Raw genomic sequence first — 11,311 nt, 5'->3', positions numbered from 1 at the left:
CCCGTTTTTATATGCTAGTAATAGAAATTCGTAGGAAAACAAAAAATGATTAAATTTAGCCAACATAAAAATCTAATATTTCATGATAGATAAAAGAGTAAAAAATGCTAAAGAAGCTATAGAAGGAATACAGGATGGAATGACCCTTATGTTAGGAGGTTTCGGCCTTTGCGGTATTCCTGAAAATTCTATTAATGCTTTAGTGGAAAGTAATGTGAAGGAATTAACCTGTATTTCAAATAATGCCGGTGTAGATGACTTCGGATTAGGATTGCTGCTTCACAAACGCCAGATCAAAAAAATGATTTCTTCTTATGTAGGAGAAAATGCAGAATTCGAAAGACAGATGCTTTCCGGAGAATTGGATGTGGAGCTTACTCCACAGGGAACTCTTGCTGAAAAATGCAGAGCTGCTCAAGCAGGGATCCCTGCTTTCTATACTCCGGCCGGATATGGTACCGAGATAGCGGAAGGTAAAGAAGTAAAAGACTTTAATGGAAAACCTCATATTCTGGAACATGCTTTCAAAGCAGATTTTTCTATTGTAAAAGCATGGAAAGGAGATCATGCAGGTAATCTTGTATTTAAAGGTTCAGCGAGAAATTTTAATTACCCTATGGCAGGTGCAGGACAGATTACTATTGCTGAAGTGGAGGAGTTGGTTGAACCCGGAGAATTAGATCCGAATGAGATTCATATTCCGGGAATTATGGTTCAGAGAATTTTTCAGGGTGAGAAATTTGAAAAGAGAATTGAACAGAGAACTGTGAGAAAAAGAGTTCAGTAATTTGAGATGAATAATTTTGATTCGGTCAAAGATTATTTCCACAAGTAAGAACAGATAGTCAATTTTAAATTGACTTATTAACCAACTTTCAAATTAAAATTATGTTATCAAAAGAAGATATAGCAAAACGCATTTCCAAAGAAGTTAAAGACGGTTACTATGTTAATCTCGGAATAGGAATTCCTACTCTGGTAGCCAATTATGTTCCCGAGAATATTTCCGTAGAATTTCAGAGTGAAAACGGAGTTTTAGGAATGGGGCCTTTCCCTTATGAAGGAGAAGAAGATGCTGATATTATCAATGCAGGAAAACAAACGATCACAATTTTACCGGGTGGATCATTTTTTGACTCCGCATTCAGTTTTGGAATGATCCGTGGACAGAAAGTAGACCTGACTATTTTAGGGGCTATGGAAGTTTCTGAAAACGGTGATATTGCCAACTGGAAAATTCCTGGTAAAATGGTGAAAGGAATGGGAGGAGCTATGGATCTGGTAGCTTCTGCTGAAAATATTATCGTTGCGATGATGCACGTAAACAAAGCAGGAGAAAGTAAGATTCTTAAAAAATGTACTTTACCTTTAACAGGAGTTAACTGCGTCAAAAGGGTCGTTACAGAATTAGCGGTTCTGGATGTAACACCGGCAGGTTTTAAATTGGTGGAAAGAGCACCGGGAGTTTCAGTAGAAGATATTGTAAAAGCTACTGAAGCCAATCTTATCATTGACGGGGATGTTCCGGAAATGCAGTTTTAAAAAAGCAAAGGCCGTTTCAGAATTCTGAAACGGCCTTTTTATATAGTTTTCTAAATTGTTTATTTATCCAACACTCCGAATACCTTTTGAAGTGTACCGGTAGTTCTTGTAACCGGATTGTTTCTCAGATCACCTTCTTTCTCTGCAACCATTTTAAATACACCATTAATTGTCTCAGTAGTTACATATTCCTCGATATCTGTAGTTACAGACTGTCCTGTTAATTTATTGTATTTTGTTATAAGGTTATTCCATACCACATCAGCACCTACTTTCCCAAGGGAAGCCTGTACTTTAGGTTCAAAAGCTGAAAATAACTGAGTTTGAGTTTTTGTCTGAAGATAGCTGGTCGCTGCATTATCAGAGCTTAATAGGAGATTGGATGCATCTGTGATACTCATGGAAGTAATAGCATTTGCGAAAATAGGAGCGGCTTCACTCACAGCATCTTCAGCAGCTCTGTTCAAAGATTTTACACCCTGATCAGCCAGACTTCCCAAACCTAATGCGCGAAGTTTTGTATCGATAGTTCTCAGCTCTTTAGGCATAAGAATTTTTACTGCAGCATTTTTGTAAAAACCATCGGTTGCACTTAATTTCTCTATTCCTTCCGTTACTCCAAGGTTTAAAGCTTCTTTTAATCCTGATGCAATCTGATCTGAACTAAGACCATTCAGACTGGTAGTGGACTTTTTTGTAGAAGTAGTAGAAGAAGAGGTTGTTTTAGAAGAATTTGGAAGGTCAACTCCTGTTTTATCTTTAACAGTTGACTTAATAGCATCTAAAAGCTGAGCCTGAGTAGAAATTGAAAATAACAATATAGAGGCTAAGAAGAAAGTTTTTTTCATTATTATATTTTTTACAAAAACTTAGATAGAATCCTATCGGTTAAGTTAAATTATAGAATACAATTTTTAAAAAATAATTATATTCGCTTAAATCTTAATCAAATAAAATGCCGCGATTTTTAGTCCTCTCATTTATTTTGTTTTCAAGTCTGTTTTTCTCTCAGAAACAACTCCAACTAATACCTTATCCTCAGCATGTAAAAATGAATGAAGGGGAATTTATCATTCCAAAAACTTTTGTTTTGGGCAGAGGTCTTCCAAAAGAAGAAACTTCTTATTTTGAGGGCCGTCTTTATTCATGGGTGAACTTTGAATATGGAAAGAATAATAAAACAGTCCAGCTGAATTATTCCGTATTGCCTGAGTTGGGGAATACCGGGAATAAAGAGTATTATTCTCTGGAAATTTCTCCTAAAAACATTCATATTAAATCTTATACAAAACAGGGATACTTTAGGGCACTTCAGACCTTAATCCAGTTATTTGAAGATTATAAAAATGTAGGAAAGATCCCTGCTTTAACGATTGAAGATCAGCCAAAATTTTCATGGAGAGGAATGCATCTCGATGTATGCCGCCATTTCTTTACAGTAAATGAAGTAAAACAATATATCGATTTTCTGGCGATGTATAAGCTGAATACTTTTCATTGGCATTTAACAGATGATCAGGGATGGAGAATTGAAATAAAGAAATACCCTAAACTTACACAAATAGGTTCTAAAAGAAAGGAATCCATGATTGGAGCTTATGTGGATAATACATTTGACGGAACACCTTATGGACCATTTTTTTATACCCAGGAGCAAATCAAAGATGTAGTGAAATATGCTCAGGAAAGACATATCACTGTAGTTCCGGAAATAGAAATGCCGGGACATGCCTTAGCAGCCTTATCAGCCTATCCCGAGTTGGCGTGCACCAGCGGACCTTTTGAAACTGCTACAAAATGGGGCGTTTTTGACGACGTATTCTGCCCGAAAGAAGAAACATTTGCTTTTCTTGAAAATGTGCTGGATGAAGTGATACAGCTTTTTCCGTCACAGTATATTCATATCGGAGGGGATGAGTGTCCTAAAACAAGATGGAAAGAATGTGCCCATTGTCAGGAGCTTATCAAAAAATATAATTTGAAAGATGAGCATGGTTTGCAAAGCTATTTCATTCAGAGGATAGAAAAATATATCAATTCCAAAGGAAGGAAAATTATCGGTTGGGATGAAATATTGGAAGGAGGATTGGCCCCTAATGCAGCCGTAATGAGCTGGACAGGAGTAAACGGTGGAATTGAAGCCGCAAAATCAAAACATTTTGCCGTAATGACTCCAGGAGCTTATTGCTATTTTGATCATTATCAAGGAGATCCGCAGACTGAACCTAATGCTTTCGGAGGATATACCCCTTTAGATAAAGTATATTCCTATAATCCGATTCCTTCAGAGCTTAATGCAGAAGAAGCAAAATATATTTTAGGGGTACAAGCCAATTTGTGGACGGAATATATTCTGGATTTCAACCATGTACAGTATATGATTTTCCCAAGATTAATGGCTCTTTCGGAAGTAGGCTGGGGGACTTCAGATTCTAAGGATTATAAAAACTTTGAAAAAAGGGTTATCCATCAGTTTTCCGTATTGGATGCAATGAAGATTAATTATGCGAAAAGTATTTATAATATTTCAGGAAAGGTAATTCAGAGAAACGGAGGGGTTGCTTATGAACTTTCTACTTCACAGGATCCTAAGGGAATCCGGTATACATTGGACGGCTCGGAACCTGATTTAAACTCTTTGACTTATCAGAATCCTATTCCTGTCCTAAAATCGTTAACACTTAAGTCAGCTTATTTTGAAGTCGGACAAATGAAAAGTGCTGTCTCCAGTCAACAGTTTACTATTTCTAAAACTACCGGAAAAACTATTACTTTAGAAGAGCAACCCAGTGAAAACTATTCATTTGGAGGAGCTTTTACTTTAGTAGATGGAATTATTGGAAATACAAGACAGTTGGGTAAAACATGGTTAGGATTTCAGGGGAAAGATGTGATGGCTACCATTGATTTTGGAACTAAAACTTCTTTTTCAGAGATTTATTTTAATACATTGGAGAACATAGGAAGCTGGATTCATTTAGCTAAATCAGCTCAGATTCTGGTTTCAGATGATAATAAAAACTTTAAAATGATTAAAGAAACGGATAAAGATGAAATCCGGAATGCCAAAGGAAATATTAAACTTAATCTTGGAAATCAGAACGTGCGGTACATTAAAGTAAAAATAGAAAATGCAGGAATTATTCCGGCAGGAAATCCCGGTGCAGATTCCAAGGCATGGCTTTTTGTAGATGAAATCGGAGTGAATTAATAAAAATAAAGAAATGGATAATAACAAACCTCTATCCTCTGAATTTGAAGCTTCTCCCGAATTGGTTGAAAAACTTCATCAATATGGCATTCCTAAAACATACAAAGAAGGAGATGTTATTTTAGATGAAAATGCCTCCATCAGATCTATTCCTATTGTAATGAAGGGGATGATAAAAGTAATCAGGACGGAAGAGGACGGACGTGAAATTTTATTATATTATATAAAAGCCGGGGAAAGCTGTATCATGTCTTTTCTAGGAGGAATGCATAATGAAAAAAGCATAGTGAAAGCCGAAGTGGAAGAAGATGCTGAGATCCTTTTTCTTCCGGTGGACAAAGTTTCATTATTTATAAAAGAATATCCGGAATGGCTGGATTATATTTTCAGGCTTTATCACAAAAGATTTGAAGAACTTCTGGATATTATCAATGCCATTGCTTTTAAAAAAGTAGATGAAAGGTTGCTGAAGCTTCTTTATAAAAAATCTGAACTTACACAATCTTCAACTATTATTATTACCCATGAACAACTTGCTAACGAACTGGGGACAGTGAGAGTGGTGGTTTCCAGACTATTAAAACAATTGGAAGAAGAGGGTAAAGTACAGCTTGGAAGAAATAAAATTATACTTCAAAATCAGGTTATGTAACAAAAGTAGCTGTAGGATCTTTCAGATTTTTCCATTTTTGTTTATGTAAAAGTTAAGAAATGGAAATCATAGGATATATAGCATCTGTTTTAATTGGAATTTCTTTAGGATTAATCGGCAGTGGCGGCAGTATACTGACTGTTCCTGTTTTGGTTTATCTTTTTGGGATTGATGCTTTTCTTGCAACCGAATATTCGTTGTTTATCGTAGGAGTAAGCAGTGTGGCAGGTTCCTTATCCTATTTAAAAAATAAACTGGTAAATCCCGGAATAGTATTGTTATTTGGAGTTCCTTCCGTCATTTCCATTTTTCTCACCAGAAATTACCTTTTGCCATTAATCCCGCAAGAGCTTTTTAGCCTGGGAGAATTTACCGTTACAAAAAATATTTTTCTGTTGCTGATTTTTGCTTTACTGATGATCATTGCTTCCTATAAAATGATTCAAAAGGGAAATACTCCTAAAACGAAGGAAATAATATTAGAAAAGAATAAAGCTTTTTTGATGGCAGGAGAAGGTTCATTAGTAGGAATGTTAACCGGTTTAGTAGGAGCGGGAGGTGGGTTCATGATTATCCCTGTTTTGGTAAACCGTCTCAAGACTCCTATGAAAGTAGCAATAGGGACTTCTTTGGTGATTATTTCATTGAATTCTCTGCTCGGATTCTTTTTATCAGCAGGTAAAATGCATATAGAATGGAACCTGCTGGCATCTGTTTCTATAATTGCGATAATCGGAATAATGATCGGAACCCAATTATCTAAAAAAATAGATGGGAAAAAATTGAAGCCTGCATTGGGCTGGTTTATTCTGGTGATGGGTATTTATATCATTATTAAAGAAATTTTTTTCTGACCGGCTTTATATAACAAAAGTGGTGGTACATTTATTTTAAAAACAGAATTTTTGAATAATAATCAATCCAAATAAATAAAAATGAAAATAGAACAGATTTATACAGGTTGCTTGGCACAGGGCGCCTATTATATTACCTCAAAAGGGGAAGCTGCAATCATAGATCCTCTCCGTGAAACAGGTTCTTATATTGAAAGGCTGGAAAAAGATGGAGTGGTATTAAAATACATTTTTGAAACACATTTTCATGCTGACTTTGTAAGCGGGCATATTGATTTAAGTGCCAAAACAAAGGCTCCCATTGTACTGGGACCTACAGCAAAACCGGGGTTTTCAGCAATTATTGCAGAAGATAATCAGGTATTTAAGATTGGAGATATACAGATAAAAGTTCTTCACACTCCCGGACATACCTTGGAAAGTTCATCTTATCTTTTAATAGATGAAAACGGAGAAGAAAAAGCACTTTTTAGTGGTGATACCTTATTTCTGGGAGACGTAGGGCGCCCTGATTTGGCACAGAAGGCAGCCAATATGACCAAAGAAGATCTTGCGGGGCTTTTGTATGAGAGTTTATATAAAAAAATACTTCCGCTTAATGATGAAATAATAGTGTATCCGGCTCATGGAGCAGGTTCGGCCTGTGGGAAAAATATGCAGAAAGAAACTACTGATACCTTAGGAAACCAGAAAAAGACGAATTATGCCCTCAATCAGAAAGATAAAGAAAGCTTTATCATAGCGGTTACTGACGGCCTGTTGCCACCTCCCGCTTATTTTGGAATGAATGTAGCGATGAATAAAGGAGGATATGATAACTTTGATGAGGTGTTATCTAAAGGCTTGCATGCCCTTTCTCCGGATGAATTTGAAGAATTGGCGGAAGCTTCCGGAGCCATACTCTTAGATGTGAGAAATAATTCCGAATTTGCAAAAGGTTTTATTCCACAATCTGTTAATATAGGATTGGATGGTGATTTTGCCCCATGGGTAGGAGCTCTGATCGTGGATGTTAATCAACCTGTCTTACTCATAACAGATGAAGGAGCTGAAGAAGAAGCTGTAACAAGGCTCGGGAGAGTAGGATTTGACCACGTTCTTGGATATCTTAAAGGAGGTTTTCAAGCATGGGAAAATGAAGAGAGAGAATCTGATACTGTTCATCGTATTTCCGCTGAGCAGTTTGAAAAAGAAATAGAATATAAAAAAGATATAGTAATAATAGATGTGAGAAAAGAAAGTGAATATGATGCTGAGCATGTGAATCAGGCTGATAATAAACCTTTAGCTTATATCAATGAATGGATTGGTAATTTGGATCCTTCAAAGCACTTTTATCTTCATTGTGCGGGAGGATACAGAAGTATGGCTGCAGCCAGCATTCTTCAGGCAAGAGGATACAGAAAATTTTCGGAAATAGAAGGAGGTTTTCAGGCTATTGCAAAAACAGCTGTTTCTAAAAGTGATTTTTTGTGTCAAAGTAAAATATAGTAAAAGTAAAATGTTAGAAAGTATTAAAGAACCATGGCCATGGTATGTAGCAGGACCATTGATAGGGTTAACAGTTCCTGTGTTGCTTATTCTGGGAAACAAATCTTTTGGAATCAGTTCTTCATTAAGACAGATTTGTGCGGCATGTATGCCCGCCAATATCAGTTTTTTTAAATATGATTGGAAGAAAGATGCCTGGAACTTATTTTTTGTGTTTGGAATTTTCCTGGGAGGAATGATTACAGCTCATTTCTTAGTAAACCCTGATGAGATTGTAGTAAATCCTCAGTTAAAAGAAGAGCTGGCAGGTTACGGAATTACGGATTACACTAATCTGGTTCCTGTACAGCTAATGAATTGGGAAAGCCTTTTTACGTTTAAAGGATTTGTGCTGATGGTTGTAGGAGGATTTTTAGTTGGTTTTGGAACAAGGTATGCCGGAGGATGTACCAGCGGGCATTCCATTATGGGGTTAGCTAACTTACAGTGGCCGTCGTTGGTGGCTACCATCTGCTTTATGACCGGAGGTTTTATTGTTGCTAATTTTATTTTACCAATTATTCTTTCTTTATAAAATATGAATATGATGACAGATAAAAAATCTGAAAATATAAACGAACAGACGATGATTAATCGTGAGGCTTGGTATGGAAATTTGAAATATCTGATTGTAGGGGTATTATTCGGGATTATTTTCGTAAAGGCTGAAGTGATCAGCTGGTTTAGAATTCAGGAAATGTTCCGGTTACAATCATTTCATATGTATGGTGTTATAGGAAGTGCCGTAGTGGTAGGAATGCTTTCCGTGCTTATCATAAAGAAATTCAAAATTAAAACGATAAGTGGTGATCCCATTACATTCCCCCCTAAGAAATTTAATAAAGGACAAATTTATGGAGGTCTGATTTTTGGTTTTGGATGGGCGATTACCGGCGCTTGCCCCGGGCCTTTATTTGCCCAGATCGGAACTGGAGTATGGGTGATCAGTATAACGCTGCTGAGTGCCATTGCCGGAACCTGGGTATATGGTTATTTCAGGGATAAATTGCCCCATTAATTATAAAATAAAAATAGCTGCAGATAACTTCTGCAGCTATTTTTTTTCTGCTGATAAATTTGTTAATTTGGAGAAACTATAAAATTTAATAATGCATACCAGAAGAAAATTCCTAAAAAGTTCTGCCATAGCTTCTCTGGCGCTTACCATTAATCCCCTTGATCTTATTGCGAAAGAATTTTCTCAGGAAGGTAAAACTATTAATAAACCCATTGTTTTGTCAACCTGGAATTTCGGTTAAAAGCCAATGAAGAAGCCTGGGCTATTCTCGGTAAAAACGGAAAAGCATTAGATGCTGTAGAAAAAGGAGTTCGCTTAGTGGAGCTTGATCCTTCCGAAAGAAGTGTCGGATATGGAGGACGTCCGGACAGAGATGGAAGAGTGACTTTAGATGCCTGTATTATGGATGGAAATTATAATATAGGATCCGTGGCTGCACTTGAATATATTAAAAATCCGATTTCCGTTGCAAGGGCTGTGATGGAAAAAACACCGCATGTAATGCTTGTAGGAGAGGGAGCTCTTCAGTTTGCATTATCAGAAGGATTTAAAAAGGAAAATCTTTTAACGGCAGAATCGGAAAAAGAGTGGAAAGACTGGTTGAAAACAAGTCAGTATAAGCCTATTGTTAATATAGAAAATCACGATACCATCGGGATGATAGCTCTTGATGCTCACGGAAACCTTTCCGGTGCATGTACCACCAGTGGAATGGCGTTTAAAATGCATGGAAGAGTAGGAGATTCTCCGATCATAGGTGCAGGATTATTTGTAGATAATGAAATAGGTGCGGCTACAGCTACCGGACATGGCGAAGAAGTGATAAGAACAGTAGGCACTCATTTGGTAGTGGAGCTGATGAGGCAGGGAAGAAACCCGCAGGAAGCATGTAAAGAGGCTGTAGAAAGAATTGTGAAAATTACCCAGAGAAGAAATAAAAATTTAAAAGATATTCAGGTAGGGTTCATCGCTTTGAATAAAAAAGGAGAATATGGTTCCTATTGTATTCAGGATGGATTTAATTTTGCGGTATATGACCAAAAAGGGAACCGATTGGAAAAACCTGAATTTGCCTTAAAATAACTAATCTAAATGATGAATAAAATATTGGTAAGTGCTTTATTGATAATAATCTCGTGTGGAAAAACCGAAAAAATTGTCCTCGAAACAGAGCCCAAAGATCCTATACATAAAACATTGGTGGATCAAAATGAATCTCAGGCAGCTAGGATATGGCTTGAAAAAAGTATAAAAAACTATTTCAACGGAAATCTGGGTGGGTTAAATCATACGATGGAGGAAATTACAACCAAAGAGTATTATGAATATAAAACGGATGCTACCAATGTAGATATGGATGTTGATGGAAGTCTTACAGAAAAAGAATTTCATGAAAAATGGAAGAATCAATTCAATACAAAAAAAGCAGGAATAGGAGTCGGGTTTTTAATATCCGGTCAGGATTGGAATAAAATTGAAATATCAAAATGCCGTCTGATTTCTAAGGGGAAAAATAATTTTTTGTTTGATGTCAAATTAACTGATAGAGAATATGAAGCTGAATATCCTATTCAGGTAAAAGTTGTAAAAGTGAAAAATCAGTTTTTTATTGCTGATGTTTTGCAGGATTAATTATAATTAAAAATATAGAGAAGAAAATGTCAAAAATAGAAATAGCCTGTTTTAATCTAGAATCTGCAATCATTGCTTTTCAAAATGGCGCAGACAGGATAGAGTTTTGTGATGGATTAAGTGAGGGAGGAACAACTCCCGATTTTGAAGTAATAAAGAAACTAAGATCAGAAACAGATATTCCTATTTTTGCAATGATCCGGCCGAGAGGTGGGGGCTTTACCTATTCTGATGCTGAATTTCAGCAAATGAAGGAAGATCTGGTCAATCTGAAATCATTGCAGGTCGATGGATTTGTTTTTGGAATTTTAGATGAAAATAATGAGATCGATGAAGAGCAGAATAGGGAATTGGTGGAATTGGCAAAACCTTTACCCTGTACTTTCCATCGGGCTTTTGATCGTGCAAAAGGCTTAGAAAATTCTTTACAGAAAGTAATTGATTGTGGCTTTACGACAATTCTTACTTCAGGACAAAAACCCAATGTGTCTGAAGGTAAAGAAAATCTGAAAAGGCTTGTACAACTTGCCAATGATAGAATTGAAATTTTGATTGGTGGAGGGCTTCGCTCAACCAATATTCAGGAGATAAGAGAATATACCCACGCTGGTTATTTCCATTCTTCAGCGATCACGGATGGAGGGTCTTTTGCAAATCCTGATGAGGTAATTGCTTTAAAGAATAAATAAAAAAATAAACATTAGGATTGTCATTCTGAGATAGTGAGAATCCCTAATTATTATGTACTATTATTTTTTAACGCAAAGTTTTATTTTGACATCCGATAATTTAAGGGGTAAAGAAAAAATCAATTGAAAATTGATTCCATGAAGCTTGCTTAATCAGGGACGAAGTCCAATTCTTTGCTCCTT

11 protein-coding genes and 1 pseudogene are annotated in these 11,311 nt (G+C 36.3%); 11 read left to right on the top strand and 1 reads right to left on the bottom strand.

The genetic code is table 11. The features are described from left to right. Positions 1-82: 82 nt before the first annotated feature. Both Q0A18_RS12205 and Q0A18_RS12200 read left to right on the top strand, forming a co-directional pair. Positions 83-787 carry a CoA transferase subunit A gene (locus tag Q0A18_RS12205; protein ID WP_292010426.1) on the top strand — a complete coding sequence of 235 codons (705 nt, stop codon included), beginning with the start codon at positions 83-85 and terminating at the stop codon, positions 785-787. Between the two features lie 101 nt (positions 788-888). Beyond that, complete coding sequence (locus Q0A18_RS12200; RefSeq protein ID WP_292010425.1) at positions 889-1,542, top strand: CoA transferase subunit B; 654 nt, start codon at positions 889-891, stop codon at positions 1,540-1,542. Positions 1,543-1,601: 59 nt separating this feature from the next. Here the strand turns inward: Q0A18_RS12200 and Q0A18_RS12195 are convergent, their stop codons facing one another. Continuing rightward, positions 1,602-2,390, bottom strand: a complete 789-nt coding sequence (locus Q0A18_RS12195) for a DUF4197 domain-containing protein (RefSeq protein ID WP_292010424.1) — start codon at positions 2,388-2,390, stop codon at positions 1,602-1,604. A gap of 107 nt (positions 2,391-2,497) precedes the next feature. On the opposite strand from Q0A18_RS12195, the gene Q0A18_RS12190 reads away from it, so the two are divergent. The 9 genes and pseudogenes from Q0A18_RS12190 (at position 2,498) to Q0A18_RS12150 (ending at position 11,128) form a co-directional block, all read left to right on the top strand. Further along, positions 2,498-4,753: a family 20 glycosylhydrolase gene (locus Q0A18_RS12190; protein WP_292010423.1), complete on the top strand. Its 2,256-nt coding sequence runs from the start codon at positions 2,498-2,500 to the stop codon at positions 4,751-4,753. A 13-nt stretch (positions 4,754-4,766) separates the two neighbouring features. Continuing rightward, complete coding sequence (locus tag Q0A18_RS12185) at positions 4,767-5,405, top strand: Crp/Fnr family transcriptional regulator (RefSeq protein WP_292010422.1); 639 nt, start codon at positions 4,767-4,769, stop codon at positions 5,403-5,405. Positions 5,406-5,464: 59 nt separating this feature from the next. Beyond that, positions 5,465-6,259, top strand: coding sequence for a sulfite exporter TauE/SafE family protein (locus Q0A18_RS12180; protein ID WP_292010421.1), 795 nt, complete (start codon positions 5,465-5,467; stop codon positions 6,257-6,259). Between the two features lie 81 nt (positions 6,260-6,340). Continuing rightward, on the top strand, positions 6,341-7,750 hold the full coding sequence (locus Q0A18_RS12175) for an MBL fold metallo-hydrolase (RefSeq protein ID WP_292010420.1): 1,410 nt from the start codon (positions 6,341-6,343) through the stop codon (positions 7,748-7,750). Between the two features lie 10 nt (positions 7,751-7,760). Beyond that, positions 7,761-8,324 carry a YeeE/YedE thiosulfate transporter family protein gene (locus tag Q0A18_RS12170; RefSeq protein ID WP_292010419.1) on the top strand — a complete coding sequence of 188 codons (564 nt, stop codon included), beginning with the start codon at positions 7,761-7,763 and terminating at the stop codon, positions 8,322-8,324. 9 nt (positions 8,325-8,333) lie between these two features. After that, positions 8,334-8,807 carry a DUF6691 family protein gene (locus Q0A18_RS12165; protein ID WP_292010418.1) on the top strand — a complete coding sequence of 158 codons (474 nt, stop codon included), beginning with the start codon at positions 8,334-8,336 and terminating at the stop codon, positions 8,805-8,807. An 88-nt stretch (positions 8,808-8,895) separates the two neighbouring features. Further along, positions 8,896-9,890 (top strand): annotated as a pseudogene (locus Q0A18_RS12160) (N(4)-(beta-N-acetylglucosaminyl)-L-asparaginase). Between the two features lie 9 nt (positions 9,891-9,899). Further along, positions 9,900-10,439 (top strand): hypothetical protein, encoded by a 540-nt coding sequence (locus Q0A18_RS12155; protein WP_292010417.1) that lies wholly within the window; start codon positions 9,900-9,902, stop codon positions 10,437-10,439. A gap of 26 nt (positions 10,440-10,465) precedes the next feature. Beyond that, entirely contained in the window at positions 10,466-11,128 is a 663-nt protein-coding gene (locus tag Q0A18_RS12150; protein WP_292010416.1) for a copper homeostasis protein CutC, read from the top strand. Positions 11,129-11,311 lie beyond the last annotated feature (183 nt).

The sequence above is a fragment of the Chryseobacterium sp. genome, from assembly GCF_022712095.1.
GTDB lineage: Bacteria > Bacteroidota > Bacteroidia > Flavobacteriales > Weeksellaceae > Chryseobacterium.
The sequence above is the reverse complement of the archived record's forward strand: the minus strand, read 5'-3'. Positions and strand labels throughout refer to the sequence as shown.

Coding starts and splice junctions, on each gene's coding strand:
- Q0A18_RS12180 (WP_292010421.1), top strand. CDS start 5,465: ATGGAAATCATAGGATATATAGCATCTGTTTTAATTGGAATTTCTTTA.
- Q0A18_RS12190 (WP_292010423.1), top strand. CDS start 2,498: ATGCCGCGATTTTTAGTCCTCTCATTTATTTTGTTTTCAAGTCTGTTT.
- Q0A18_RS12185 (WP_292010422.1), top strand. CDS start 4,767: ATGGATAATAACAAACCTCTATCCTCTGAATTTGAAGCTTCTCCCGAA.
- Q0A18_RS12205 (WP_292010426.1), top strand. CDS start 83: ATGATAGATAAAAGAGTAAAAAATGCTAAAGAAGCTATAGAAGGAATA.
- Q0A18_RS12165 (WP_292010418.1), top strand. CDS start 8,334: ATGATGACAGATAAAAAATCTGAAAATATAAACGAACAGACGATGATT.
- Q0A18_RS12150 (WP_292010416.1), top strand. CDS start 10,466: ATGTCAAAAATAGAAATAGCCTGTTTTAATCTAGAATCTGCAATCATT.
- Q0A18_RS12200 (WP_292010425.1), top strand. CDS start 889: ATGTTATCAAAAGAAGATATAGCAAAACGCATTTCCAAAGAAGTTAAA.
- Q0A18_RS12175 (WP_292010420.1), top strand. CDS start 6,341: ATGAAAATAGAACAGATTTATACAGGTTGCTTGGCACAGGGCGCCTAT.
- Q0A18_RS12195 (WP_292010424.1), bottom strand. CDS start 2,390: ATGAAAAAAACTTTCTTCTTAGCCTCTATATTGTTATTTTCAATTTCT.
- Q0A18_RS12170 (WP_292010419.1), top strand. CDS start 7,761: ATGTTAGAAAGTATTAAAGAACCATGGCCATGGTATGTAGCAGGACCA.
- Q0A18_RS12155 (WP_292010417.1), top strand. CDS start 9,900: ATGATGAATAAAATATTGGTAAGTGCTTTATTGATAATAATCTCGTGT.